The 26,780-nt window shown below is 72.3% G+C and carries 21 protein-coding genes; 9 read left to right on the top strand and 12 right to left on the bottom strand.

The window, feature by feature from the left end; translation table 11 throughout:
* Window positions 1-255 precede the first annotated feature (255 nt).
* Both KIK05_RS03105 and KIK05_RS03100 read left to right on the top strand, forming a co-directional pair.
* Window positions 256-909, top strand: a complete 654-nt coding sequence (locus KIK05_RS03105) for an alpha-ketoglutarate-dependent dioxygenase AlkB family protein (protein ID WP_214408982.1) — start codon at window positions 256-258, stop codon at window positions 907-909.
* A gap of 587 nt (window positions 910-1,496) precedes the next feature.
* The gene (locus KIK05_RS03100; RefSeq protein WP_214408981.1) at window positions 1,497-2,348 is read left to right on the top strand and encodes a PIG-L family deacetylase; all 852 of its coding nucleotides are present in this window, start codon (window positions 1,497-1,499) and stop codon (window positions 2,346-2,348) included.
* A 412-nt stretch (window positions 2,349-2,760) separates the two neighbouring features.
* On the opposite strand, the gene KIK05_RS03095 is transcribed toward KIK05_RS03100, so the two are convergent.
* Entirely contained in the window at window positions 2,761-3,687 is a 927-nt protein-coding gene (locus KIK05_RS03095; protein WP_214408980.1) for a quinone oxidoreductase family protein, read from the bottom strand.
* A 212-nt stretch (window positions 3,688-3,899) separates the two neighbouring features.
* On the opposite strand from KIK05_RS03095, the gene KIK05_RS03090 reads away from it, so the two are divergent.
* Complete coding sequence (locus tag KIK05_RS03090) at window positions 3,900-4,352, top strand: MarR family winged helix-turn-helix transcriptional regulator (protein WP_214408979.1); 453 nt, start codon at window positions 3,900-3,902, stop codon at window positions 4,350-4,352.
* 73 nt (window positions 4,353-4,425) lie between these two features.
* Here KIK05_RS03090 and KIK05_RS03085 read toward each other — a convergent pair whose 3' ends face one another.
* The 3 genes from KIK05_RS03085 to KIK05_RS03075 are packed head-to-tail and all read right to left on the bottom strand — an operon-like array spanning window position 4,426 to window position 7,054.
* Complete coding sequence (locus tag KIK05_RS03085) at window positions 4,426-5,085, bottom strand: response regulator (protein WP_214408978.1); 660 nt, start codon at window positions 5,083-5,085, stop codon at window positions 4,426-4,428.
* Window positions 5,082-6,236 carry a sensor histidine kinase gene (locus KIK05_RS03080; RefSeq protein WP_214408977.1) on the bottom strand — a complete coding sequence of 385 codons (1,155 nt, stop codon included), beginning with the start codon at window positions 6,234-6,236 and terminating at the stop codon, window positions 5,082-5,084. The genes KIK05_RS03085 and KIK05_RS03080 overlap by 4 nt, the downstream gene beginning before the upstream one ends.
* The gene (locus KIK05_RS03075; protein ID WP_214408976.1) at window positions 6,233-7,054 is read right to left on the bottom strand and encodes a CPBP family intramembrane glutamic endopeptidase; all 822 of its coding nucleotides are present in this window, start codon (window positions 7,052-7,054) and stop codon (window positions 6,233-6,235) included. The genes KIK05_RS03080 and KIK05_RS03075 overlap by 4 nt, the downstream gene beginning before the upstream one ends.
* A 394-nt stretch (window positions 7,055-7,448) precedes the next feature.
* On the opposite strand from KIK05_RS03075, the gene KIK05_RS03070 reads away from it, so the two are divergent.
* Window positions 7,449-8,363, top strand: coding sequence for an alpha/beta fold hydrolase (locus KIK05_RS03070; protein WP_214408975.1), 915 nt, complete (start codon window positions 7,449-7,451; stop codon window positions 8,361-8,363).
* Between the two features lie 21 nt (window positions 8,364-8,384).
* On the opposite strand, the gene KIK05_RS03065 is transcribed toward KIK05_RS03070, so the two are convergent.
* A complete protein-coding gene (locus KIK05_RS03065) occupies window positions 8,385-8,558 on the bottom strand; it encodes a hypothetical protein (RefSeq protein WP_214408974.1) in 174 nt (57 codons plus the stop codon).
* A 4-nt stretch (window positions 8,559-8,562) separates the two neighbouring features.
* Window positions 8,563-9,123 carry a TetR/AcrR family transcriptional regulator gene (locus KIK05_RS03060; RefSeq protein ID WP_214408973.1) on the bottom strand — a complete coding sequence of 187 codons (561 nt, stop codon included), beginning with the start codon at window positions 9,121-9,123 and terminating at the stop codon, window positions 8,563-8,565.
* A gap of 37 nt (window positions 9,124-9,160) precedes the next feature.
* Here KIK05_RS03060 and KIK05_RS03055 point away from each other — a divergent pair, with 37 nt between their 5' ends.
* Window positions 9,161-10,201, top strand: a complete 1,041-nt coding sequence (locus tag KIK05_RS03055; RefSeq protein ID WP_214408972.1) for an epoxide hydrolase family protein — start codon at window positions 9,161-9,163, stop codon at window positions 10,199-10,201.
* A gap of 161 nt (window positions 10,202-10,362) precedes the next feature.
* Window positions 10,363-10,668 carry a hypothetical protein gene (locus KIK05_RS03050; protein ID WP_214408971.1) on the top strand — a complete coding sequence of 102 codons (306 nt, stop codon included), beginning with the start codon at window positions 10,363-10,365 and terminating at the stop codon, window positions 10,666-10,668.
* Between the two features lie 137 nt (window positions 10,669-10,805).
* Here the strand turns inward: KIK05_RS03050 and KIK05_RS03045 are convergent, their stop codons facing one another.
* From KIK05_RS03045 to KIK05_RS03030, 4 genes are all read right to left on the bottom strand, one after another.
* Entirely contained in the window at window positions 10,806-11,972 is a 1,167-nt protein-coding gene (locus KIK05_RS03045) for an aminotransferase class V-fold PLP-dependent enzyme (protein ID WP_214408970.1), read from the bottom strand.
* Window positions 11,973-12,102: 130 nt separating this feature from the next.
* Window positions 12,103-13,350, bottom strand: coding sequence for a cytochrome P450 (locus KIK05_RS03040; RefSeq protein WP_214408969.1), 1,248 nt, complete (start codon window positions 13,348-13,350; stop codon window positions 12,103-12,105).
* A gap of 81 nt (window positions 13,351-13,431) precedes the next feature.
* Window positions 13,432-14,346 (bottom strand): phosphotransferase enzyme family protein, encoded by a 915-nt coding sequence (locus tag KIK05_RS03035; protein WP_214408968.1) that lies wholly within the window; start codon window positions 14,344-14,346, stop codon window positions 13,432-13,434.
* 588 nt (window positions 14,347-14,934) lie between these two features.
* Window positions 14,935-16,302, bottom strand: coding sequence for a helix-turn-helix domain-containing protein (locus tag KIK05_RS03030; RefSeq protein ID WP_214408967.1), 1,368 nt, complete (start codon window positions 16,300-16,302; stop codon window positions 14,935-14,937).
* Window positions 16,303-16,568: 266 nt separating this feature from the next.
* Here KIK05_RS03030 and KIK05_RS03025 point away from each other — a divergent pair, with 266 nt between their 5' ends.
* Window positions 16,569-17,165, top strand: a complete 597-nt coding sequence (locus KIK05_RS03025; RefSeq protein ID WP_214408966.1) for an ATP-binding protein — start codon at window positions 16,569-16,571, stop codon at window positions 17,163-17,165.
* An 85-nt stretch (window positions 17,166-17,250) separates the two neighbouring features.
* Here KIK05_RS03025 and KIK05_RS03020 read toward each other — a convergent pair whose 3' ends face one another.
* Entirely contained in the window at window positions 17,251-20,811 is a 3,561-nt protein-coding gene (locus KIK05_RS03020; protein ID WP_214408965.1) for a phosphodiester glycosidase family protein, read from the bottom strand.
* 621 nt (window positions 20,812-21,432) lie between these two features.
* Here KIK05_RS03020 and KIK05_RS03015 point away from each other — a divergent pair.
* Both KIK05_RS03015 and KIK05_RS03010 read left to right on the top strand, forming a co-directional pair.
* A complete protein-coding gene (locus tag KIK05_RS03015) occupies window positions 21,433-23,433 on the top strand; it encodes a GxGYxYP domain-containing protein (protein ID WP_214408964.1) in 2,001 nt (666 codons plus the stop codon).
* Window positions 23,434-23,524: 91 nt separating this feature from the next.
* Window positions 23,525-24,976, top strand: a complete 1,452-nt coding sequence (locus KIK05_RS03010) for an FG-GAP repeat protein (protein WP_214408963.1) — start codon at window positions 23,525-23,527, stop codon at window positions 24,974-24,976.
* Between the two features lie 57 nt (window positions 24,977-25,033).
* Here KIK05_RS03010 and KIK05_RS03005 read toward each other — a convergent pair whose 3' ends face one another.
* Window positions 25,034-26,611, bottom strand: coding sequence for an alkaline phosphatase D family protein (locus KIK05_RS03005; protein WP_214408962.1), 1,578 nt, complete (start codon window positions 26,609-26,611; stop codon window positions 25,034-25,036).
* Window positions 26,612-26,780 lie beyond the last annotated feature (169 nt).

Below are 26,780 nucleotides of genomic sequence, written 5' to 3'. Positions count from 1 at the left end.
GCCCATGGCCGCAGGGCGACAGCAGCTCGATCTCGACCACGACACCGACACCCTTGTTGCTCTAGCCACCCAGCACCGCCCATCCAAGAGGGGGGCGCAACACCGCGCGAGGCCGGAGGTCACAGCGTCAATACCTCACCACCATCTCCTCAGGAGTCACCGAGCACCGCCCATCTGAGAGGGGGGCGCGCGACACCGCGCGAGGCGGGAGGCCATAGCGTCAATACCTCACCACCATCTCCTCAGGAGTCGCCGATGAGCGGGTTGTTCTCTCTGCCTCGAGCGGAGATCGCGCCGGGGGCGGTGCACGTGCCGGGATGGTTGGATGCCGAACGGCAGCAGGAACTGGTGGAGGCGTGCCGGGGATGGGCGGTGGGGCCGGTTCCGATCCGGCACACCAAGCTGCCGGGCGGCGGGGTCATGTCCGTGCAGACGGTGTGCATCGGCTGGCACTGGCAGCCGTACAGGTACACCCGCAGGGCGGACGACGTGAACGGCCGCCGGGTGGCCGACTTCCCCGGCTGGATGATCGAGCTGGGCCGGCGCGCCCTGGTGGAGGCGTACGACGATCCCGCCGCCGGTGACGGCTACACCCCGGACACCGCGCTCATCAACTTCTACGACTCGGCGGCTCGACTCGGGATGCATCAGGACAAGGACGAGAAGTCGGACGCTCCGGTGGTGTCGCTGAGCATGGGCGACACCTGCGTGTTCAGGTTCGGCAACACGGCCGACCGAGGCCGGCCCTACACCGACGTCGAGCTGTCCTCAGGGGACCTGTTCGTCTTCGGCGGCCCGTCGCGGTTCGCCTACCACGGAGTGCCCAAGGTGTACCCAGGCACCGCCGACCCCACCCTCGGCCTGACCGGCCGCCTCAACATCACCATGCGCGTGACCGGCATGAACTGACGATCGAGGGGACTGAAACAGCCGCCACCACACCCCAGGCGAACGCAACTGGCACCCGCACGAAACGCCGCACAAGCAAGCGACACACGGCCACAAACAGCACGGCAGATGCAGGCAGTGCCCGAGCCTGGCATTCGGCGGCAGTTGCGGCGGTGCGGGGGTCGAGCGAGGGCATGGCGTTTCAATTGGGCGGGTTCGCGTCGGTTCGGATGCAGGGGTGAGTTTGCGTCGGTTCGGATGCAGGGGTGAGTTTGCGTCGGTTCGGATGCAGGGGCGGGTTCGCGTCGCGTCGGATGCAGGGATGGGTTCGCGTCACTCCGGATGCAAAAGCCGGTTGGCGTCGCTCCGGATGCAGGGATGGGTTCCCGTCACTCCGGTGCAAAAGCCGGTTGGCGTCGCTCCGGATGCAGGGATGGGTTCGCATCGCTCCGGATGCAAGAGCGGGTTCGCATCGCTCCGGATGCAAAAGCCGGTTCGCGTCGGTTCGGATGCAGGGATGGGTTTACGTCGGTTCGGATGTAGGGGTGGGTGCTCGGCGGTAGCATCGTGCGGTATTTGATCAAGGACGTTGTCTCCCGGAGGTGCCCGTGGCCGAACTGAGTCTGCTGTGCGTGCACGCGCATCCTGACGATGAGGCGCTGTGGACGGGCGGGGTTCTGGCCCGGTACGCGGACGCGGGGGCACGGACTGCGGTGGTCACCTGCACCTGGGCGGCGGGCACTCGGCGGGCGGCGGAGCTGGAGCGTTCGCTGGAGATCCTCGGCGCGGGCCGTCCACGCCTGCTCGGATACGCCGAGGCGCGCGTACCGACCTCGGCTCCCACCCCGGACGCCTCTTCGCCGGATTCCGCCGACTCCACCGGCACACCCTCCTCTCCGGAGGCCGCCGGCATCGCCGTTCCACCCTTGAGGCGGTTTCTGGATGTGCCGTTGGAGGAGTCGGTGGGGCGGGTGGTCGAGCACATCAGGGAATTCCGGCCAGACGTGGTGATCACTTACGACGGCTACGGCGGGTACGGGCACGAGGATCACCTGCACACCCACCGGGTGACTCTGGCCGCCGTGGAGGCCGCCGGGTACGACCAGCTCTACCAGGGCTGCGGGGAACCGTGGCGGCCCCGCGCGGTGTACCTGGCGACCCTGCCCCGCACCTTGGTGCGCGCGGTCTGGCGGGACGTCTTCGGTGTGGAGCCCGAGCCGGGCCAGACCCTGCCCGGCGTGCCGGACGAGCAGGTCACGACCACGGTCGACGTCCGGCCCTGGGCCGACCGCAAGTGGGCCGCCATGATGGCCCACGAATCCGAGGTGCAGCGCGGCGGCAGCATGACGATGTTCGCGGCCCTCCCCCCGTCCACCCGCGATCGGCTGCTCGCCACTGAGTGGTACATCCGCAGAGACGTCACCTCCCCGACCCGGGACACCGGCGGAATCTTCGCCTGAGGGCCGCAGACACTGAAGTCGGGACACCAGCGACATCCCTGCCTGGTGGCCCCGCACACGTTCCACGTCGCCGCGCAGCATCGTGCGGGGCGAGACCGGCAGGTCCCCGAACCCCAGACCGGGTCTGCGGACGCCGGCGCGGTCCAGCGTGTATGTGGCGCCGCCGGGCGGTGACCGGTCGGGGATGGCGTCGAGAATGCCGAGTCGCCGCGCGGCGGCCTGGCAGGCGCCGAACAACGCGACGAAGTGACCCCCGTTTGCCGGCCCGGCGCTCTCTCCACGATCACCGGATCCCAGCCGATGCGCCGAAGGCCGATCGCCGTGGCGATGCCGCTGACGCCGAGGCCCACGACCAGGGCCCGTTGCCCGCGGCTGCTCAACGAAGTCATGGCTCACTCCTCGGATGGGGCGGCTAGGGGACGAGGACGACGCGGTCGTCGGTCTCTGCGGTCCACGCCTCCGCGACCCGGGCGAGGGGTACGGCGCGGGCCCGTACGTCGATCGCGCCCGCGGCCACCGCGGAGGCCAGTTCCGGCAGTTCGGCGAGGAAGTCGCGGGCGGGGACGGAGCCGATGCCGCTGCCGACGATCTGCAGGCGGGCGGAGCGCAGTGCCGCGGAGGGGATCGGCGCGGTCGGGCCGGCGATGGATCCGATCTGGATCCAGGTCAGCGGAGCGGCGCGGTCGGCGCGGGCGGTGAGCATCGGGATCATGGCGCCGGCGGCGGGTTCGCCCCACACGTAGTCGATGACCACGTCGACGTCGGCGGCGCGGCCGATCTGGTCGAAGGTGATCGTCTCGTCGGCGCCGAGCGCGGTCAGCGTCCTCAGGCGGGTGGTGTCGCGGCCGGCGGCGATGACCTGGGCGGCGCCGAACAGCTTGGCGATCTGGATCGCCATCCGTCCGGCGTTGCCGGTGGCGCCGAGGACGAGGACGCGCCGGCCGGCGTGGAAGTCGACGCGCCGGCGCAGCGCGACCCAGGACGACATGGCCGGGTTCATCGCGGCCGCGATCCTGACGGGGTCGATGCCATCGGGCAGGATCACGCTGCGGCGCGGGTCGATGAGGGTGCGCTCGGCGAACGTCCCCAGCGGGGTGTCGTCCAGGACCACGTAGCGGAGGTTGCCCTCCTCGTCGCGTACCACGCCGTCGACGCCGGGGACCAGCGGGTACACGCCGTCGCTGGAGTAGTGGGAGCCGTTCGCCTTGGCCCTGGTCAGATGGTGCAGGCCGGCCGCGAGGACCTCGACGACCAGCTCGTCGCCGTGGCGTGGCGCGGGGTCGGGGTGCTCGCGACAGACCGGCGGGGCATCGGATGCGGGGATGACGGCAGCGCGCATGGTTGACCTCCGAGAAGATGGTTTGTGTTACCAACTACCTCCATAATGGTTGGTAAGACAAACCATGTCAACGGATGCGGCGGGATCGACGCCGCATCCGTCGACCACCTGGCCCGGGACCGGGTCGAGCGGCGCTCCAGGTGGCCGCGGCGCCTGCCTTCCCCGCCCCGGCATGGTTGGCCTTGCCAACCATGCCGGGCTAGCATGACGGCATGACCACCAGCGACGATGTCGTGGACGCCCTCGTCCGCACTACCTTCGAGGTGGCAGGAGCACTGACCCGCATCGGCGGCGAGCACGATTTGTCGCTCACCCAGCTGCGGGTGCTCGGCATCCTCCGCGACCGCCGCGCCCGCGTCACCGAACTGGCCGCCTACCTCGGCCTGGACAAGTCCACGATGTCCGGCCTCATCGACCGCGCCCAGCGCCGCGGGCTGCTGACCCGCGGCAAGAACCCCGACGACGGCCGGGTCGTCGAGGTGTACATGACCCCGGCCGGGCTCGAACTCGCCCGGCGCGTGGACGACGACATCCGGCGCGCCCTCGCGCCCGCGACCGGCCGCCTGGACCCGGAACAGCTCGGTCGGCTCGTCGACCTGCTCGAGGTCGTCTTGGCTCACTCTCCGCGCGCACACGCCGTGCCGGGGCCGGCGGCCGCGAGCTGAGGGCCTGACCGGGCCCAGGACGGCTCATGACGTCCGCGGCGTTCGCCCCGTCGAGGCTCCCGGGCGGTGCGCCTCAGGTCACCAGGCCCCTGCGGTAGGCGTAGACCACCGCCTGCACGCGGTCACGCAGGTCAAGCTTGGTCAGGATGCGCGAGACGTACGTCTTGACGGTCTCCTGGCTGATCACCAGCGTGGCGGCGATCTCGCTGTTGGACAGGCCGTCGGCGATGAGGCGCAGCACCTCCAGCTCGCGCGGGGTCAGCGCGGTCCCGTCGGGCCTGTCCTGGGCCGGCCGGATCCGGGACGCGTACCTGCCGACGAGCTGCCGCGTCACCTCGGGCGCCAGCAGCGCGGCGCCGGTCGCGACGGTGCGGATGCCGTGCAGGAGCTGCGCCGGCGGCGCGTCCTTGAGCAGGAACCCGCTCGCCCCCGCGCGCAGCGCCTCGTAGACGTACTCGTCCAGGTTGAACGTCGTCACCACGAGCACCTTGACCGGATTCTCGACCCCGGCGCCGGCCAGCAGGCGGGTGGCCTCGATGCCGTCGAGCACCGGCATCCGGACGTCCATCACCACGATGTCGGGGCTCAGCCGGCGGGCGAGGTCGACCGCGGCCCGGCCGTCGCCGCACTCGCCCACCACCTCCAGGTCGGGCTGGGCGTCGATGATCGTCGCGAAGCCGGTGCGGATCAGCGCCTGGTCGTCGCAGACCAGGACCCGGACCGGCGCGCTCACGACCGGCTCCCCGCGGGGATGCGGGCCCGTACCACGAAGCCGCCGCCCGCCTGCCGGTCGGCGCTGAACTCGCCGCCCAGGGCGTCCACCCGCTCGCGGAGCCCGGCCAGCCCCCGCCCGCTCCCGCCGGGAGAGCCGGCCCCGGAGCCGGGACCGTCGGTGCTGACCACCACGCTGATCTCCTTCTCGCCGTAGCGCACCCGGACCGCGGTCGGGCTGCCGTGCGCGTGTTTGAGGGCGTTCGTCAGGGCCTCCTGGACGACCCTGTAGGTCACGAACTCGGCGCTGCCCGCCGACTCCGCCGGGCTGCCCTCCTCGGCGAACTCCACCGGCTGCCCGGCCTGGCGGGTCCGCTCCACGAGCATGTGGAGCTCGCCGGCGGACGGCATGCTGACGTCGGTGTCGTGATCGGCTTTGAGCAGGTCGAGCATGTACCGCAGGTCGGTGATGGCCCGCCGACCGGTGTCGGTGACGGCGCTCAGCGTCGCGTCGAGGCGATCGGGCGCGGCCGTCAGATAGCGGGCCGCCTCCGCCTGCACGACCATCGCCGTCACGTGGTGCGTCACGACGTCGTGGAGCTCCCGGGCGATCCGGGTGCGTTCGGCGGCGCGGGTGGCCTCGGCGACGTGGCGGCGGCGTTCCGCCTCGGCGGCCCGGGTGGAGCGCAGCCAGACCCCGATCCCCCACGCGAGGGCCAGGGCCAGGTAGAACACCACGTAACCCTCCACCCGCTCGCTCGCGCCGAGCCGGCCGAGCGCGAGCGCCAGCGGCACGTACGCCATGGAGAGGAGGACCACGGCGACCCGCCGGTGACGCTCCAGGTGGGCGCCCGCGCTGATGAGCGCGATGGGCATGGCGTTGCTCGCCAGCACGTGATAGCCGTGGAGCTGGTCGATGGCGAAGCCGAGCGACACCAGGGCCAGGCACGCGGCCGGCCACCGCCGGCGCAGGGCGAGCGGAAGGGACTCCAGGGCGATCACCACGTACGCCAGCGCGTCGTAGGGCCGGGCCGGCAGGTCGCCGACCTGTGTCCCCTTGCCGTGCAGCGCCGGCAGCAGCGATGCGACGGCCAGCAGCAGCCCGAACGGTAAATCGCGGACCACGACGTCGCGCCGCCGCGACAGGTCCATGACCCGCCGTAGATCGATCACTGGGCGAGCGTAGCGGTCGCGCGGCGCCGGAGCGGGACCACGTTGCCGCGCCGGCGGGCCAGCCACATGAACACGGCCGTCAGCAGCAGGCCGAACACCACCGCGTACGGGCTCGCCTCCGGCCCGAATTGGCCGCCTGTGAGCAGGGCCGGGCCCGACGTGACACCGTGCAGCAGCCCCTGCGTCGCGCCGTTGCCCGAGACCTCGGTGCCGAAGATTCCGGCCGCCGCGAAGTTCCAGCCGAAGTGCACGCCGATCGGCACCCACAGGGTGCGGGTGGCGGCGTAGGCGGCGGCGAGCATGCCGCCCGCCTCGATGGCGATGGCGATCGCGCCCCACAGGTCGGCGTGCGGGTTGAACAGGTGCGACAGGCCGAACAGCAGGCCGGTCAGCGCCAGCGCCACCCACGTCCCCGTGCGTTCCTCGACGATCCTGAACAGGATGCCGCGAAACAGCAGCTCCTCCGTCACCGCGGCAGCGGCCATGAAGCCGAGGACCCCGAGCGCGCCCGCCGGCGAGCCCTGACCGTCGATTCGGTAGCCGCCCACGAGAGCGATGTTCAGGATGACGGCCGCGAACATCGCGACACCGATCAGCGCCCCTCGCGCGATGGCGCGGGCGGCGCCTCGCGCGGCCACCTCCACCGGTGCGCGGCGTTCCGACCACCGCACCACGCGGGCGTACACGAGTACGGCGAGCACGGCCGTCGCGACGCCCATGAGCAGGGTGAGGAAGGGACTCCCCTGCACCGCGCCCACGATCGTGCCGCCGATGAAGGCGACCAGCGCGACGGGCACGAGCTGTTTCAACAACCGCATGACGACTCCCTTGGGTGGGGGGACTCCGCGACGGTGTGCCGCCGCTACGCCGGGAAACGCTAGGGATCCGGCGGCCCGGAGTCGTCCCCGTGCGGTGGACACTCACGGGTAGCTCGCACGGGGGACATGCGCACCTGCGATCCGTCGCACGACGCCGCCGGGGATGGCGTACATCTCCGGGTCCGCACCGCTCGACAGGACACGGCGATCGCGCCCCCTCTCCGACAGGCCGCGTCTGTCCCTCGCACGAGCTACCGGCGAATGTCCACCGTGCGGGGACGATCCCGGACCGCCGGATCCCTAGCGTTACGACGCAGCCGCGGCGGCCCGTCCGCTTTCCGCCGCACCGCCGTGCGCATCAGTCCGGCGTCGACTCCCCTACTGGAGGACCTCAATGCTCCGCAAGATCAAGACATCCGTTGTGGCCGCGCTGTGCTGCGCCGTGCTCGGCGCGGGGGTCGCCGGCTGCGATGGCGACGCGCTGGAGAACTGGGATCCCCTCGCCTCCGGCACGCGGAAGCCCGATGCCGCGCCGATCTCCGGGACCAAGAAGATCGACGTCGGGGGCCGGTCGGTGAACGTGTCCTGCTCGGGCGACCCGGAGAAGGGCAGGCCTGTCATCATCCTGATGCACGGGGCAGGCGATGGGCTGGACAAACTGGCCGCCCTCCAGAAGAGGCTGAGCAAGCAGAACCGGGTCTGTTCCTACGAGCGGCTCGGCACGGGCGCGAGCAGCCGTCCGGACGGCCCTCAGAGCTTCTCCAGCACCGGGAAGATCCTTACGGGGGTGCTCGACCGCGTCGCCGGTGACGGCCCGGTCGTGCTGGCCGGGCACTCGCTGGGCGGCCTGATCGCCGCCAGGTACGCCCCCGACCACCAGGACAGGGTCAAGGGGCTGGTCCTGATGGACGCCACCCCGTCCACCATGGTGCACGACATCACGAAGGCGATCCCCGAGTCCGCCACCGGCCCGGCGGCCGAGTTGCGCGCACAGAACCTCGCGATATTCCGAGGAGAGAACCCGGAGAAGCTCGTCATCACCGACGGCGAGGTCCGTTCCGCCGGGAACATCCCAGTGGAGGTGATCCAGCACGGGAAGCCGTACCTCGCGGCCGTCCCCAAGTACGGGCCGCGCCTGGAGCAGGCGTGGGCCGCCGGCCAGCGCAAATGGCTCGCGCTGTCCACCAGCGGCAAGCTGAGCACGGCCACGAAGAGCGGCCACTACATCTACCTCGACCAGCCCGATCTCGCCGTCCAGGCCATCGAACGCGTCACCGCGCAGGCCGCACGCCAAGCGCATGGCGAGTGACCGGCCCGGCCGGCTCCAGGATCAGTGGCCGGATCGCCCGTCCGCAAGCTCGCCGGCCACCTCATCGAGATAGGACGGGAACGGCTGCGGCAGGTCCCGCACCGGCACGGCACCACCTTCCGGCGGACCAAACCCTGGAGACAGTTCACCGACCGCGTCCGGGACGCCGAACTCGCCCGTATCGGGATACGTCACCGCGTCACCCGTCGGCGAGGCGTTGGATGGTGGTGCTCAGCCAGGCCTGGAGATCGGCGGGGTCGCCGACTTCGGAACGCAGGACCCGGCGGCGGGTCGAGACGCCGAGCACGAAGGCGTCGATCGCCGCGGCTCGGCTGCGGGCCTCCGCATCGTCCAGGCCGCTGTCGCGCAGGTAGCGGTACAGCGGCTCCAGCGAGTTCGCGTCGAGGAAGGCGGCCAGCGCCTCCGCCGCCTCCGGGCGTTCGCCGGAGGCGCGTTGCAGCACGAGCAGCGGATCCTCGCCGGGTGCACCGAACCAGCGCTGGACGATGCTCGCCGCGAGGCGCGGACCCAGCGCGGAACGCTCGCCGTCGAAGGAGTCGGAGACCGGGATCTCCACCCGGGTCGCCGCCAGGAAAAGGCCGTCCTTGCCGCCGAAATAGCGCGTGATGAGGTTGGGCGACACGCCCGCCGCGTCGGCCACCCCTTTGACCGTGGTCGCCGCGTACCCGTGCTGGGCGAACTGGCGTTGCGCGTGCTCCAGTATCCGCCGCCTGGTGGCGGCCGCGTTGCGCGAAGTCATGTGTACGAGCATACACAAAATGTGTACGCTGATACACATGAACGACGAGATGCGGGAACGACTCCAGCGGACGCGGCGGGTCACGACCCCGTGGAGTGACGACAGGACGCGCGGCATCAGCGGCGCCCACCTCGACGAACTGCTCGAACGCTGGGCCGACGGATACGACTGGGGCGTGCACGAACGCCGCATCGGCGCGTTGCCCTGGGTGACGGTACAGGCGGGCGACACCGACCTGCGTGTGATCCACCAGCGGTCCGCTGACCCCGGCGCCCCGGTCGTCGTACTGCTGCACGGCTGGCCGGACTCGGTGTTGCGGTTCGAGCGCGTCCTGCCTTTGCTCGCGGACATGCACGTGGTGGTTCCCGCGCTGCCGGGCTTCCCGTTCGCGGCCCCGCTCACCGTTCCCGGCATGTCGGCCGACCGGATCGCCGGGGTCATCGCGGACGGTCTGGATGCGCTCGGCTACTCGCGATACACGGTGTCCGGTGGCGACGTGGGCGGCACCGTCGCCGAACTCCTCGCGGCCGCATACCCGGACCGGGTGGCGGCCCTGCACCTGACGAACATCGCCCCGCAGCGTGCGCTCAGGGCGGACCCGGCCAGGCTCGCGCCCGACGCGGCGGCCTACCTCGCACGGTCGGCGCAGTGGTTCCGGACCGAGGGCGGGTACATCGCCGAGCAGTCGACGCGGCCGAACACGCTCGCCGTCGCCCTCGGCGACTCACCCGCCGGCCTCGCGGCGTGGATCGTCGAGAAACTGGAGTCCTGGTCCGACGAGTCGGCCTTCACCACCGACGAGCTGCTCACCTGGGTCACCGCCTACTGGGTCACCGGCACGATCGGCACCTCTTTCGCCACCTATGTCGAACCGGTCGTCCTCCCCGACCGGATCGACACGCCGACCGTGCTCTCCGTGTTTCCGCGCGACGTCAAACCGGAGCCGCGAAGCTACGCCGAGGCGTTCCTGAACGTTCGCGATTATGTGGAACACCGTGCCGGGGGCCACTTCGCGGCCTGGGAACAGCCCGAGGCTTACGCCCGCGACGTCCGCCGTGCGGTCAAGCTGGGCGGCTGAAACGGCACTCGCCCTGCCGACGCCCGGCGCGGGCGGCACCGCGGTCACGCCGGCGTCACGCCGCGGTGACGCTCCGCCGCCGATGATGGGGAAGGGCCGATCGCCTGCGAAGGAGATGCCACCGAACGCGCGATCAGCGGCGACTCACACAGGAGGCAGCGATGGCGAAGAGATCTGTCAGGCGGGCACTGGTGGGCGTGCTGGGCGCCGGTTGCCTGGCCGCGACGCTGACGGCGACGACGGCGGGCCCGGCCGGCGCCTTGGCCGCGAGCACCGTGACGCCGGCGGTCGCCGCACCCGTCCAGCAGGCGCAGGCGGCCCCCACGCCCAAGAAGTGCGGCAAGGGCTGGCACTACGACAAGCGGACGGGCAAGTGCGCACGCAACACCCCCAGCAAGAAGCGGACGTGCGGCAAGGGCTGGCATTACGACGCGAAGAAGCGCAAGTGCGTCCACGGCAGCCGCTGAACTCGCTCACGGATCTGCGCGTCCTGCTACCCGAGCAGGTCGCGCAGCCCCGTGGCGAGCCGCTCGTGGTCCGGTTCACGGTCTAGCCGAGCAATTCGCACAGGCCGTGGCGAAGCGCCCGTAACCCGCCTCACGGCCTACCCGAGCAGCTCGCGCAAGCCGGTGGCGAGCCGCTCGTAGTCCGCCTCGCGGTTGTACAGCTGGGCGGACAGGCGAAGCAGGCCGGCCTGCGGCCACGCCTTGACGCCGGTCCGGCAGCCGAACCTGGTCCAGATCTCCGCCGCCAGCGCCTCGCCCTGCTCCCAGGTGGTCGCCACACCGGCGGGCAGGCGCAGGACGCGCATGGACAGCTCGGGGTCGGACCGCCATGGCACGAGCCCGGCGCGCTCGGCGAGGATCGCCTGACCGCGCGCGACCAGGCCGGCGTTGCGTTCCCGGACGGCCGCCGCGCCGAGCTCCCGCAGAAACCGCGTGCCGTGGGGGGCGGCGAGCCAGGGGGTGTAGTCGAGGGTGCCCTTGAACTCGAGGTTCTTCGGGAAGCCGTCGCCCTGGTAGAACGACGGGACGAGCGGCTCGACCCGCTCCCGCCATCGCGGGGCCACCGCCAGCACACCGGAAGGCCGGGGCGCGAACGCCCATTTGTGCAGGTTGCCGGTCCAGAAGTCGGCGCCCACTGCGCTCACCTCGACCTCCAGCATCCCCGGCGCGTGGGCCGCGTCGACGATCGTGACGATCCCGCGGGCGCGGAAGGCCTCCACCAGACGGCCGACCGGCAGCAGCCGCGCGGTGTTCGAGGTGATGTGGTCGAACACCGCCACCTTCGTGCGGGACGTCACCGCGCCGAGGAAGGTCTCAGCGGCCTCCTCCCCCGACCAGTCGCCGTCCGTCCCGCCGGGAAGGGTCACCTTGACGACGCCGGCCCCGGTCAGCTCCGCCCGGCGCCGGGCGGCGATCTCGACGGCGCCATAGGCGTGATCGCACAGCAGGATCTCGTCGCCGGCCTGGAGGGGCACGCTGTTCAGGGCGACGGCCACCCCCTCGGTGACGTTGGAGACGAACGCCATGCCCTCCGGCTCTGCGCCGAGGAACGCCGCTACCTCGTTCCTGGCCTTGGCGGTCCGGTCGAGCAGCGTGGCGAAGAACAGGCCGGGGTCGCGCTCCACCTCGCGGCGCAGCTCGTCCTGGCGGTCGCGCACCAGGTCGGGGGTGGCGCCGAAGGACCCGTGGTTCAGGTGGGTGACGGACGGGTCCAGGCCGAAGCGGGACGGCGCCAGGTGAAGGCGGCTGAAGTCGTCGATGTCCACGCCACGGACACTAACCGCCCGGCGGGCGGCGGCCGACGGGGGCCCGGCAGCGCCCGGCCGCGTCAGAGCGCGGGCCGCCTCGCGCAGGCAGGCGGCCGCGGGGCGGCGCACCGGGCCGGTGAGCCGGGGGTCAGAACGTGAAGGCCTGGCTGCGGACGCTGTTGTCGAAGTTGGACAGCAGCAGCTCGGGCTCCCCCACGGCACGGATGCCGGGCAGCCGGGTGAACAGCTCACGGTACATGATCTTGATTTCCTGCCTGGCGAGGTTGGCGCCGAGACAGAAATGGGGGCCGGGCCCGCCGAAGCCGACGTGGGGGTTGGGCTTGCGGGTGATGTCGTAGCGGTCGGGGTCGTCGAAGACGTCCTCGTCGCGGTTGGCGGAGCCGTAGAACAGCACCACCTTGTCGCCCGGGCGCAGCCGTACCCCGCGTATCTCGTAGTCCTGGGTGACGGTGCGGCGGAACTGCATGATCGGGGAGACGTAGCGGACGGTCTCCTCGATGGCGCCGGCGATGTGGCCCTCGAAGTCGCCCGCGAGCCGCTCGCGCTCGCCGGGGTTGTCGGTCAGCAGCTTGAGCCCGTGGGCCATCGTGTTGCGGGCCGTCTCGTTGCCCGCGACCAGCAGCAGCGTGAAGAACGAGCCGAGCTCCCTGGGCGTCAGCCGCTCGCCGTCGACGTTCGCGGTGACCAGCGCGGACACCAGGTCGTCGCCGGGGTCCTTCTCGCGGCGGCGGCCGAGGTCGATCACCAGGCGCTGCAGGGCGAACAGCGCCGCCATGTTGCGGCCCGCCATCGCGACCGTGCGCGGCAGGGACATGCGCACGCCGGTGTAGGCGGTGGAGACGTCGACGTGCTGGTGGACCTTGGCCCGGATGTCCTCCGGGATGCCCATCATGTCGCAGATGACGTGGATGGGCAGCCGCGCGGCGACCTGCGCGACGAAGTCGCGGGGCCCTTCCTTGACGACGTCGTCGACGATGCGCCCGGCGGCCCTGACGATGTCGTCGTCCAGTCTGCTCAGCATCTTGGGCGAGAAGGCACGCGAGACGATGCGGCGCAGCCGGGCGTGCCGGGGGTCGTCGAGGTTGACCATCGAGTCGCCGAAGACGTATTTCACCCATCCCGGCGGCTCGGGGTTGGTGACGGCCGGCTCGCTGGAGAAGACCTTGGCGTTGCGGCTGGCCTCCACCACGTCGGCATGCCGCACCAGCGCGTGGAACCCGCTGCCGGAGCGCAGCAGCGGCACCCGGCGCTCGGGGAAGAACACCGGGCGGTCCAGCCGGCGGAGCCGGGCGAAATCACGCTCGCGCTCACGCGGCGGCCTGCGCCAGAAGCCGAGGTCCGCCAGGTCGATGCCCGTCTCCACAGCCGTCGTCACGGTCCTATCCTGGCACGCTCCGCACCGCTCGGCCCGGGCCTTCGGTCCCGGCCGCGGGCCGGGCGGTGCGGACGCCGGCCGTCACCGGTACGGCTGCCACCTGGCCGACAGGTCGCGCGCCCGGTAGGTCCGCATGCGGTGCTCCCACTGCTCGCGGATGCCGGGGTTGCTGCGCAGGATCGGCAACACGCTGGTGACCAGCTTCAGCTCGCGCAGGCGGCGCAGCACCGGGAAGCCGGGCCAGCCGGTGACGTCGAAGCCGTACCCCTTCGCCAGTAACGCGTGGTCGTCGGTCGGATAGTCGAGCCTCAGGCGGCCGACCGCGACGGGCGCGAGGTCCCACTCGCGGGGGCCGATGCTGGTGCCGTCGAAGTCGCACAGCACGGGGCCACGAGGGCCGGCGATGACATTGCCCATGAACGCGTCGCCGTGGATGACCCCCGGCGGCAGGTCGAAGCGCAGCATCGCCAGCTGGTCCTCGATCTCGTCGCACTCCTCCAGCAGGAACTCGTGGTCGTCGGTGTCCAGCTCCTCCGGCTCGGCCAGCCGCTGGCGTACCTCGTCCATCGGATGCCAGTCGGGCAGCGCCAGGGGCGGAGCGGGCAGCCGGTGCAGGCGTCTGAGCAGGCCGGCAAGGTCGGCACCGTCCGGCCGGGGCCCCGTCTCGGGCACCCGCTGCCACAAGGTGATCACCTGGCCGTCGAGCCGCATCGGTTGCTCGATTCCCGGTAGCAGCCGCACCGCCGGGAAGCCGTGGCTCTCCAGCCACCGGGCCACCCGCACGACGGTGACGGCGCGGTCGCGGGCGGCCGTGGAGCCGGCGATCCGGACGACCACCGGCTCCGTGCGCAGCCGGAACACGGCGTTGTTGGTGAACTTGATCAGCTCGGCGTGGTCCGGGTCCAGGCCGGTGCGGGCGCAGACCGCCGCGAGCAGCGAGTGGAGGGTGTCGCGGGTGAGCCCCCCGTAGGGGTTCTGAACTGCTGAGATGGTCATAGCTGTTCGTCTTGTCCTTCTCGTTCTTCTCGGAGGTTGCGGCGGGCCGCGAGGTGGTGCGTCCCGCCGGAGGGTGCCGCCGGGCGGATGTGCGGTCACGGGCACCGGGTGGGTGCGGTGGCCGGGGGTCCGCGGTCGCCGAGGTGGTCCCGGCGGGTTTCGCAGGTGGTGTCGGTGATCAGAGGTACGGCTGCTGGAGGTCGTCTGGTTCGTCCCTGCGGTTCTGCGGTGCTGGAAGTCGTCTATGCGCCTCAGGTTGTGAGAGTGCCGCCGGTCGCCGACGTGGTGGCGAAGATCTGGGAATCGCTCTGCACCCCCGCTGCCCTCCAGCGGGCCGGGGATCCGCAGCGGTCCCGCACGGAGCGGGAACGCGCGGCGGAGACCGGGCGGCGGGCCTGGCGTGGCGGGAAGCGGGGTGGCGCGGGCCCGGAGGACCGAACGGGCGCCGCTTGGACCATCCTCCATGGTCACCATATCATCACGGTGAGTATTTGACTGATTACTTACAGTAATCACAGGAGGTACGGGTGTGGCCCCGGCGACCTTCACGGTCCGGGTGTGGCGAAGCGGCGACGTTGTGCGGGGCCCTCAGCGATCGATCGGGCGCAACTCGGCGATGCGGCGGCACAGCTCCTGCGCGCCGGCGTTGCGGCGGCCGGCGGCGGCCTTCCGCAACGGGGCCAGGCGGTCGATCGTCCGGACCGACCTGATGTGGGCCACCAGCGTCACCGCGTCGTGGCCGTTGCGCAGCCCCCGCTCCACCTCGCCGAGGAGCAGCTGCACCGTCGCCAGGCCGATGAGCTCGAACACCTTGCTGCGCGTCATGCTCTGGTCACGGTGGCTCACGCTGCGTTCCAGCAGCTCGGCGGCCTCGGTGAGACGGCTCTCGCGACCCGGTCCGAGGCTCAGCAGCGCCACGCCGCTGGCCGCCTGCAGGTCGGCCTCGCCGAAGAACCGCACCCAGCACGGAGCCGCCTCCTGGTCGGCGCGCTCGAACTCGGCTCTGGCGCGCTCGATGGACTTCAGGGCGAGCTTCTCGTCGCCGAGCAGGGCGTACGCCCAGGCCTCGTTGGCGCACAGCATGGCGACGGTCAGCTCGCAGCTGGCGTCCTGCGCGCAGATCTGGCCGAGCTGGAAGAACCGCAGCGCGTCCGCCACCCGGTCGCGGTGCAGGTGGACCCGGCCCATGCGGTACAGCACGTTGGCCGCGAGCGAGGGGTCCCCGGCGTGCTTGGCCTGTTCGAGGGCCCGGGCGAGATGCTGGCGGGCGGCGCTGTACAGGCCGATGTCGAAGGACGTCCAGCCGGCGAGGTTGTGCTGGTCGGCCAGGGCCTGGTGCAGCCGGCGCTGGACCTGCTCGGTGCAGTCGGCCTGCAGGAGGTTGTGCGACCAGCCGAGCTGCGCGACCACCGCGTCGCGGCACACGCCGCCGCCGTATTGGTAGTCGAGCGCTCGCAGCGACCGTGTCACCGTCTCGACCTGCACGACCTCGGCCTCCCCGATGCGGCCCCGCGGCGGGGTGGGCACGTGCGGCAGCGGTCGCCGCCACTCGTCCACCGACGCGGGCAGGGCTCCGATGGTGACCTGCGCGGCGTGGGCGAGCAGCCTGCGCACCTGCTCTTCCTCCGGGACGTCGTCCTGGTAGACCTCGGGCAGCGGGTCGGCGGCCTGGGAGACGTCGTCGTAGGCGAGCCCCATGTAGCCGCGGGGCACGCCGAGGCCGTCGGCGATGCGCACCAGCACGTCGTACGCCATCACCTGGCGGCCGTTGAGGATCTCGGAGATCTCCGACTGGGACTGCCCCGTCAGGGCGGCGATGCGCCTCTGGGAGATCCCTACGCGCTGCAGCAGTTGGTAGACCGTCGCGATGTCGCGCACCGCCAGGGCCCCGCGCATCTGGGGTCGTTCCCAGACCGCGAAGCTGATCGCCTGCTCGCTCGCGTGAGTGACATTCATGCCGACCTTCCGCCGATGGATGCGCTGGCCTCTCAATTAACCAGGTCGGGGGGCCTTCCGTCTGGGATAACGGTAGGGCCGATCGCCAAGGCGGATCGGCGGGGCCGATCGGTCCGGCCGATCGCGGGCAGACAGGACATGGCTATCGGTAGGACGGCTTACCACCGGGTGGAAGCTTCCCTCACCATCGAAGGCGAACCCCGGGGGATCACCGCGCGCTTCCTCCGCTTGCTCATCGACCGAGAAGCCCAAGGAGTGATCAACTCATGCGCGCCGAGCAGCCCGTCCCGAAGGAGGCTCACCACCGCACCGCGGTCCTGGCGGAGGAACGGCGGTCCGGCGATGCCGTCCACGCCGCCTGCGACGACACCTTCCGCGTGCTGGTGACGACGCTGCGCGGGGGTTCGGCCTCGCGCGCCGCCCGTGCCGCGGTCCGCCGTGCCCTTCTGGAAGCGGGGGTCGCCGCCGACGGGATCGGCGACGCCGAGATCATCGTGGCGGAGCTTGCCGCCAATTCCGAAAAACACGCGTGCGGCCCTTACGAGCTGCGCATTCACTTCCTCAGCGGGATCCCGATGTGGTGCGAGATGGTGGACGGCGGGACCCGCCTGGCGGAGATCCACGCGATCCTGGCCGACCTGCACACCGCGGCGGAGCCCGAGCCGTCCGGCCCGCGGGCGCCGGACGAGATCGACGAGATCGACCTCACGCCGTTCGCCGAGAGCGGGCGCGGGCTGCTGCTGGCGCACCGGCTGTCGGGCGGCCACTGCTACGCCTACCCGACGACGATGTTCGTCGGACGCACACCGGGGAAGGCCGTCGCCTTCTCCCTCCCCGCCCCGTCGTGCGGCGGGGACGGCTGAGGGGCCGGCCCCTTGGCGGCGTACGGCCCCTCACGAGGGGGGAAGGGCCGTACGGCCCCTCAGCCCCCTCTGTTCCGCGTGAGTCTCAGGGCGCCGCCGTCACGGTCAGGGCCGACGAGGCGGACCGGTCGCCCGAGGTGACGGTGAGCGTCGCCTGTCCCGGGCGCACGCCGGTGAGCGTGCCGGTCGCGAGGTCGAGCACCGCGACCACGCCGTGCCGCCGGGAGGCGGCCCTGACCTCGGCGGCCGAGGACACCACGGCCAGGGCGCCGTCGCCGCTCCAGGTGACGCTGGCCGGGTAGCGCAGCGGGAAGGTCAGGTTGAACCCGGTCGTGGTGCCGGTCGCGGACACCTTCGCGGTGGCGCCGGCGGCGAGCGTGCCCGGCGCGGACAGCGAGATCTCGTCGAACAGCGGGTTCACCCGGGCCGTCAGCCAGTCGCGGGTCTTCGGGCTCGGCTCGCCGGCCGTGACGCGGCCCGGCCGGGGGTCCACCCCGACCAGCATCCAGCCGAAGAAACCGCCCTTGTCGGGCGAGCTGTAGGGCGTCTTGCCCACCGCGGGCGTGTTCACCTCCAGGACGCCGTCCGCCCGGGTGACGGCCGCGGTGTGGGCGTGACCGGTGAACAGCGCCACCGGCTTGCCCGCGCTCTCCCGGAACTCCGCCAGCCACCGCTCCACCAGCCCGGCTTCGAGCTGGTCGGAGAACTGGGAGCTGGCCGCGCCGGAGGGGTCGTGCAGCGGGTGGTGGAACACCACGGTCACCGACTCGACCGAGCGGTCCTCGGCGGCCTTCGCCAGCTCCTCCGAAAGACCGGGGACCTGCGTCCAGTCCGACGGGCGCAGCCCGCCGAGGGTGGTGTTGAGCAGGACGAAGCGGGTTCCCTTGTGGTCGAACGTCTGGTGGGCCGGCCGCCCGGTGGCGAGGAAGTTGTCCAGGGTGCCGGTGGCGGTCGCGCCGGACTCGTGGTTGCCGGGGATCCAGTGGACGGGCAGGTCCGCGGGCACGTTGTCCTTGAGGATCTGCTCCGCCAGCGCGAAGTCTGCCGGGGTGTTGTTGTCCACGAAGTCACCGTTGATCACGATGAAGTCGGGCTTGGCGGCGACGGCCTGCTTCAGCGCGGTGGCCGCCTGCCGGGCGGCGAACGACGACGGGCCGCCCGCCGCGCCGACGTGCAGGTCGGACATGACGGCGAAGCGCCAGCGCCCCTTGCCGAGGTCCTCCTGCTCCAGCACGTAGGGGTCGGGGGTGAGGGCGGACTCGGCGGTGACCTCCTGGCCGACCATCGCGGTCAGCGCGTCGAACCTCAGCTGCCCGGCGTCCTTGGCGAGGTTGGAGGTCTCGACCACGTAGAGGTTGGTCAGGGTGATCGGCTCGGAGAAGCCGGCGGGCAGGGTCCCTTCGACCCACTTCCAGCCGGTCCAGTCGACGGCGGTGGCGAAGGTGAACGGCACGTTGGTCGTCCCCTGCGAGCGCAGCGTGGCGCGCAGCCAGTGCTTCTTCCCGTCGCCGTACGCCCACACGCCGAGCCGCTTGGTGCCGTGCGGCAGGGTGAGCGGGGACGGCTTGGCCACCGCGTACGCCGCCGAGGTGCCCGAGGTGCCGGTGAAGTCGTAGGTGAGGGCGAGCGCCTGGTTCCCGGCGGGGGCGCCGGGCCGGTCGGCCGCGGCGACGGACGCCACCGACGCGGTGGCCTTCGCCGTGGAGGCGGCCCAGTTCTCCCCCGCCTCGAACTCCGCCAGGGACCGCCGCTTGAGGCCGACGGCCACGGGCAGGCGCGCCACCTTTCCCTGGACGGTCGCGGTGACGACGGTGCCGGCGCCGTCCGCCGCCTCCAGCCCGGTGATCTTCAGTGATCCGTCGGCCTGCGGCTCGGCCTTCACCACCGAGGAGTCGTAGGCGAGGTCGGTGTCGCGGACGGCGATGGGGGCGGTGAAGCCGTCGGCGTCGTGGCCGGTGACCCGGACGACGGCGGAGTCGCCGCTCTCCAGGGTCAGGCCCGCGGAGCCGAACTCGGCGCCGGCGAGGGCGCCGAGCACGCGCAGGCCGGTGGCGCCGCGCGCCCGTCCGGCGCGGGCGACCAGTTCGCCCTCCCCGGGGCGGCCGCCGCGCAGGACCCCGTCGCGTACCTCGCCGAGCCGGCCGGCGTCCCACCGCACCCGGGTCGAGCCGAGCCCGACGGGGGCGTACGTCTCGTCGTACCCGGCGGCCGAGACCGCCACGGTGAGGCCGGGGAACACGCGGGCGGCGCCCGTGCGCACCGAAAGGCCGTGCAGCCTGCCCGAGCCCTTCGCCGCGAACAGGCCCACACCGCTCGGGATGAGCCGCTCGCCGCCGTCGGAGGGGGTGTTGACGACGCTCACGCCGTCGTCACCGGGGGTGCGTGCGACGATGTCGGAGGAGCCGCCGCCGTCCAGCATGAACGCCTCGCGGGCGCCGAGCCGCACCATCAGCTTGGCGGTCTCGTCGAAGCTCAGTCCGGCCGAGAAGTTGGCCGAGCCGTCGACGGTCACCATGAGCAGCCGCCGCCCGCCGTCGGTCCAGCCGATCGCGGTGCGCGGCTTGAGGGCGTCGTTGCCGGTGGAGGGCGGGAAGTCGATGGCCTGGCCGTCGCGGACGAGCACCTCGCCGCTGCCGAGGGCCGTGCGCAGCTTGGCCGGCGAGTCGGTGCGCAGGCGCACGTCGAGGGTGACGGCGTCGCCGGGCGTGGCGGTGGCGAGCCGGGCCGCGGCGGCGCCCTGGCCGACGACCACCATGCCGCCGTCCGGGACCGGGGTCGTGGTCACCGTGTCGTTGACCGCGGTCACCTTGCCGCCGGAGACGACGAGCTCGGTGAGGGCGCCGGAGTGCGGGATCAGGGTGCGCAGGCCGGGGCCCCACTGGTCGGTGAAGACCGAGACGGCGCCTGCGGGCAGGGCGGCGGAGTTCAGGCTCGCCACGGGGTGGGCGGTGCCGGCGACGGTGACCGTGCCCTCGAGCAGGGCGCTCGCGAGGCGGGCCACGCGGTCCTCACCGATCGAGGCGACCGTGCGGCTCTCGGTGGTGGCCTTGCGCAGTTCGCCGGCCCGGACCTCGGGGCCGATGACGGCGTTGGTGTCGTTGATGTCGTAGTAGTCGCCGTTGACCGCCGCCACGGCATTCTGGGCGTCGGCCGCCTTCGACAGGGGCCGGGTCTCGGTCAGCCTGCCGCCCACCATCCCGACGTCGACGCGGGAGCCGGACAGGTCGGCGTTGAGGACGTGCGCGCGGGTCCAGCCGTCGCGGCCGAAGGTGTCGAAGGAGGTCAGCACGATGCCGGGCGCGACGGGACGGTCGACGCGGTCCGCCTCGACCGACTGGCCCGGCACGGTCGTCCGATAGCCGGGACGGCCGGTGCCCGGCGCCCTCTCGGCGTTCTCGGCGCTCTCGGCGCTCTCGGCGCTCTCGGCGCTCTCGGCGCTCTCGGCGCTCTCGGCGCTCTCGGCCTCGTCCGCGTCGCCGGCGCCGGGCGCGCGTGCCGCGACGTCCGGGACGGCGGCCTGTGCGGCGCTCTCGGCGTCCATCCTCGTGCCGGGACCGGGCGGGGCCCCGGCCCGGGCCGCTTCCTGGGCGACGCCGGGGACGGCGATGGCGAGCGCCACCGCGATCACGCGCGCGAACCTACGCAATTCTCCACCTCCACATACGAACGGGCCTGAAGGTAGGCACGCACGAAGCCGATCTCGGGTCCGCGCGATGACGCGCCGATGACGAGGCGGCGAACATCGATGATCGGTGCCGGCCTCCTCTCAGGGTGCGGCGTCCATCGCGTCCACCGGCGCTCTGCCGGCGGGCCGCACCGGTCTGTCCGGCGGGCCGGCCGATCGCAGGCCGCACGGGTCGGCGAGTCACGGTCGCGGGCGTAGAGAGCGATCTCTGCCTGGGAGTAAAACCGCTGTCACATCACCCGTCAACACCGTCCGGATCTCCGGCGCGGCGGGGGTCGGAGGAGGCGGCGGACGGGGTCGCAGAAGGGCCGGCGTGCGAGAAAGCGCTCTCACCTGGGTGTCTTCCGAACGTCGTGCCGTTCCGCGCCGGTGGCCCTAACTCCGAATTCCGTCGACCCGTTGACTTAGTAAATCAAAAAGATTTAACTATCGACGCCAAGTACCACGGCCGGAACAGGGCGGGCGGCGGCACGGGACTCGGGGCCCGCGCCGCGCCGCCGTGCCCGCCCAGGACTCGAAAAGGAGTCAGGTCATGCAGATGACAACGTTGTCGGCCCTTCCCCCCAGGAGCAGTGATCGCTGATGCTGTCCCGTCGCACCTTCCTGCTGGCCAACGGCGTCGTCCTCGCGAGCGGCGGCCTCGGCCTCTCCCTGCCCGGCACCGCCGAAGCCCGCGCCGACGCCCCGCTCCTGCCGTCCTTCGGCCGGCCCACCCACCTCGACGTCGCCGACGTCAGCACCCTCACCGGCGACGACCAGCTGCTGCTGACCACGCTCCAGGGCGTCGTCAACCGCCGCCGTCCCCGCCTCTACTTCAACTACGAAAGCGGCGGCGCCGACCTGCGCTGGCTGCCCGGCACCGGCGCCGCCGTCACCCGCCACGACAATGCCCTCGACCTGGTCGCCCGCTACCGGGGCGAGATCCGGGGCGCGGTCCTGCACGACCCGGCCGTCGCCGACTCGGTGAACGTCGCCACGACGCTGGCCGGCCTGGAGAACGCCGTGGCCGCCACCGCCGAGCAGGCCCGCGTCCACGGCCTGAGGATCGTCGCCGACCTGCGGGGCCGCTTCCACGCCGGCGACCCCACGGCCACCTACCGCTGGCAGCTCGACAACCTCTTCCCCCGGTGCGCCCACACCCTGCTCGCCGGGCTCCCGCCCACCAGGACCGTACGCGTCCCCGACGTGCGGTGGCGTGAGATCGCGCGGGAGACCCAGCGCGTCCGCGACTCCTCCAACCGCGCGGTGCGCACCTTCGACCTGAGCCCCGAACTGTCCGGGCAGGACGGCGTGTACCTGCGCTTCCAGGACTCCCTGGGCGACGACGGGTGGGGCGCCTCGGTCGGCAAGGTCACCGTGAAGGCCGACGGCACGGCCATCGCCTCCTTCACCCCCGGCACCGACGCCGAGGCGCCGTACCTGTTCGACGGGCTCAACTCCGCCATCGGCGGGGACTCCAACCGCTTCGCCGACGGCGGCGGGTACTTCATCTACCGCTTCACCGCCCCGGCCGGGACCAAGCAGCTCCAGGTCGAGGTCGACCTCTGGAACCAGTACCTGGTCACCGCCACCACCACCGCCCCCACCCGGGTCGAGCCCTTCCCGTACTTCCGCGACTACGTGGTGGCGTCGCGCGCGATGGTCGTGTGGCTGCCTCCGGCCGGCGAGAGCGGCAAGCTGCTCGACGAGGTCTTCAGCCGGGTCAAGCCCACCACCCCTTACGCCGGGTGGTTCTCCAACGACGTGGCCGGGGAATGGGGCGGCGTCGACCGGGCCTCGCAGCACGGCGTCGAGGTGGTGGCCGCCGACTACTACATGAACGCCACCGTCCACGCCGGCGTCGCGGCCAAGGTGTCCGCCAAGGTGCCTCCCGTCCCCAGGGCGACGCTGCGCGACCGGGTCTATCTCACCCTCACCTTCGGCGAGGGTGACAACATCCAGTACTGCCAGCGGCACATGCGCGACCTGTGGGACGACCCCAAGCGCGGTCAGGTGCCGGTGAACTGGACGGTCAGCCCGCTGCTCGCCGACATCGGCCCCGCGCTGCTCGCGTACTACCAGCGCACCGCCACGGCGAACGACCTGCTGATCGCCGGCCCCTCCGGCGCCGGTTACACCTACCCGGGCTCCTGGCCGCAGGCGGCCCTGGACGCCTACACCGAGCTCAGCGGCCGCTACATGCGCCGCACCGGCATGAACCTCGTCTACGCCTACAACCAGCGCAAGCCGGAAGGCGACGGCTGGGTGCCCTTCGACGAGCGGATCGTCCGGTCCTACCGCGAGAACACGCCGGTGCGCGGCATCATCCAGTCCTGGGAGACCGGAGACCTGCTGGCCCGCCCGGCCGGGATCCCGCTGATCGGCAACCTCTCCCCCCAGGGGAAGGCGCAGGAGTACCGGGACGCGCTGTTGAAGCACATCGAAGGCTGGGACGGCCGCAAGCCGCTCTTCATCGCCGGCGCCGTCAACGCCTGGAACTGGACGCCGAGCGACGTCGCCGAGCTCGGCGCGCTGCTCGGCGACCCGTTCGAGATCGTCCGCGGCGACACGTTCTTCGAGCTGCTGGGCCGCTCCACCGGCTGAGCCGCCGGCGTCGAGCCCGTTCAGGTCCTCGACGCGGGAACTTCATACTGCGGTGGGCCGGATGTCCGGATCAACGGGGACGATCCGCAGTATGAGAGCCTCGCGCGCATCACGCCTGCTCGCCGCGGCGACCCTCGCCGCCGTCCCCTCGGTCCTGACCGCAACCCCGGCCTCCGCCCGCGTCGCGCCGCCTCCGCCCGCCCGGATCAGCGCGTGCGACGTCCCCGGCCTGGCGGTGGCGGCGCCGTACGACACGGTGGAGGGGCGGTCGCGCGCCGGCACGGTGACGCTCTTCCGCGGGACGAAGAAGATCGCCGTGCTCTCCCAGGCGACCGCCGGCATCGCCGGCACCCCTGAGCGCGGCGACTCCTTCGGCTCGGCGGTCGTCTCCGGCGACTTCGACGGCGACGGCTGCGCCGACCTGGCGATCGGGGCCTCGGAGGAGTTCGCCGGGCCGGCGGTGCCGGACGGCGCCGACGGCAACGGCGTCGTCCAGCTGCTGTACGGGACGGCGAACGGGTTCCGGCCGGGAGGGACGCTCGACGTCACCCACCTCGGCCGTTCCCGTGACACCGACCGCTTCGGCGCGGCGCTCGCCGCGGGCGACCTCGACGGCGACGGGGACGACGAGCTCGTCGTCGGCGTCCCCGGCCTGGAGGAGGGGGGCGGCGCCGGCGTCTTCGGCCTGAGAAGGCACGGGGTGGACGGCAAGGGGTCCCTGATCACGCAGGCCACCTCGTGGGTGGCGCAGGACCACGCCGAGGGCGACCAGTTCGGGGCCGCCGTGGCGGCCGGCGACTTCGACGGCGACGGCCGGGACGAGCTGGCGATCGGGGCGCCGGGCGACGACGTGGGCACCACCTCGGGCGGCGGTTCGGTGACGATCGCCGACCTCCGGGCCCGCCAGGCCGGCGTCTACACGCAGAACAGCCCCGGCGTGCCGGGCGCGGCGGAACGATGGGACTCCTTCGGCGCGGCCCTGGCGTCCGGCGACTTCGACCGCGACGGACGCGACGACCTGGCGATCGGCGTGCCCGGTGAGGGGCTGGACGCCTTCCAGGACGGCCCGATGTACGGCAACGGCGGCGTCCACGTGCTCTACGGCACCACCCGCGGCCTGACCGCGATCGGCAGCGAGTTCTGGTCGCGCAAGACCAAGGGGATCAGGGGCAGGAGCCTGAACACCGACCGGCTCGGCGCCGCCCTGGCGGCGGGCGACCTCAACGGGGACGGCGATGCCGAACTCGCCATCGGCCTGCCCGGAGGCGGCAAGGTGATCGTCCTGGCGGGCACCCGCACCGGCGGGCTCACCGTGCGGCACAACATGATCCTCAAGGGGCGGCACGGCCGTCCGGGCGACCTGTACGGGTCCTCGGTGGCGATCACCCCCGCCGGCCTGGTCGTCGGCGCGCCCGGCGCGGGACGGGTCACGCTGGTCCCCTCCTCGGTGAAGAAGGGCTCCTACACGGGGCTGCGCCCGTCGGCCGCGCGGACGCTGACCGGTCCGGCCAAGGGGCTGTTCGGCTTCGCGATGACCCCCTGAGACGAGCGGGACCGGCACCCCCCTGTGGGCGCCGGTCCCGCTCGTGCACGGGATGGGTCAGGTGAGGACGCGCTCGCCGGACGGGACGGTGAAGCTCGCCGCGGTCTTCGCGGGGGCGCCCCTGCGGCTGATGTAGTCCAGGGTGCGGAAGTCGGCCTTCAGCTCCTCGGGCGTCGCCCTGCACACGATGTAGCCGCGGCGCTCGTTGACGAACCTCAGCTGCGGGTTCTCCATGAGGAGGGCGGCGTTCCTGGCGGGGTCGTGATAGCCGTCGCCGTCGCTGGAGATGGACGTGCCGACCAACTCCACGCCGACCTTGCGCGAGTCCGGGTCGTCGAAGTCGGTCACCAGGTCGGCGGCGGAGGCGACGTGGGCGTCCCCGGTGAGCACCACGTTGTTGCCGGTCCGCGAGGAGGCGAGCGCGGCGAGCAGCCGGTCGCGCTCGGCGGGGTACCCGTCCCAGGCGTCGACGTTCAGTTCCCTGCCGGGGCCGAGGTGGTAGTCGCGCTGGCCGAGGATGATCTGCTGGGCGACGAGGTCCCAGGTGCCGGTGGAGTCGCGCAGCCCGGCCGTGAGCCACTTCAGCTGGTCGTCGCCCAGCATCGCCCGCTCCTGGCCGAGACGCTCGTCGCATCCCGACCGCATGCCGTCGCCGCAGGGCTGGTCGCTGCGGAACTGCCGGGTGTCGAGCAGGTGGAAGGTGGCCAGAGAGCCCCACGACACCCTGCGGTTGATCTTGATGTGCGGGCCGCGGGCGACGGCGGACCGGCGCAGCGGCATGTGCTCGTAGTACGCCTGGAACCCCGCCGCCTTGCGCGCGCCGAACCCGGGGACCTCGGTGCCCGGGACGTCGCCCGCCCAGTTGTTCTCCACCTCGTGGTCGTCGAAGATCACCAGCCACGGGCTGTTGAGGTGGGCGAACTGCAGGTCCGGGTCGGTCTTGTACTGCGCGTGCCGCACACGGTAGTCGGCGAGGGTCTGCAGCTTGCCTCCCGCGTGCCGCCGGACGTTGCCCTCCGCGGCGGTGTAGACGCCGCCGGAGTACTCGTAGATGTAGTCGCCGAGGTGCACGACCACGTCGGGCTGCTGCTCGGCCATGCGCCGGTAGGCGGTGTAGTAGCCGTGCTCGTACTGCGCGCAGGAGACGGCGGCGAAGGTGAGGGACGCCGCGGCGGAGGCGGCGGGCGCGGTGCGGGTGCGTCCGGTGGGCGAGAGGTGACCGTTGGCCCGGAAGCGGTAGAAGAACTCCCCTCCCGGCCGCAGCCCGTCCAGCTCGACGTGCACCGAGTGGGCGGAGGCGGGCCGGGCCGTCGCCGTCCCGGACCGGACCACGCGGCGGAAGCCCTCGTCGGCCGCGACCTGCCAGGCCACCTCGACGTCGCGGCCGGGCATGCCGCCGTGCCCGTCCGGGGCGAGCGGGTCGGGCGCGAGGCGGGTCCACAGCACGAACCCGTCGGCGGACGGGTCGCCGGAGGCGACGCCCAGCGTGAACGGATCGGCCAGGCGGCGAGCGGAGGTGGAGGAGGAGGTCTGCCGGGACGGGGTGGACGCTCCGGCGGAGGCGGGCACGAGCAGGCCGCCGGCCCCCGCGACGGCGGCGGTAAGGAACACTCTGCGTGAGGGGTTCTGCTCCACGTCCTCAAGTGCAGACGGTCATCCTGACCTGCGGGCGATGGTGTGATGTCGGCGGCGTGAACAGCTGCCGCACAGGCAGGCGGGTTACCCACGGTTGTTGAACGGGCGTCGACATGCGGGCGACCTCTGGTGGCATGCCGGGCGACGTTCTCACCTCGCCCGGCACGCC

It is taken from the genome of Sphaerisporangium fuscum (assembly GCF_018531465.1).
Classification (GTDB): Bacteria; Actinomycetota; Actinomycetes; order Streptosporangiales; family Streptosporangiaceae; genus Sphaerisporangium; species Sphaerisporangium fuscum.
This window is presented reverse-complemented; position numbering and strand designations above follow the sequence as displayed.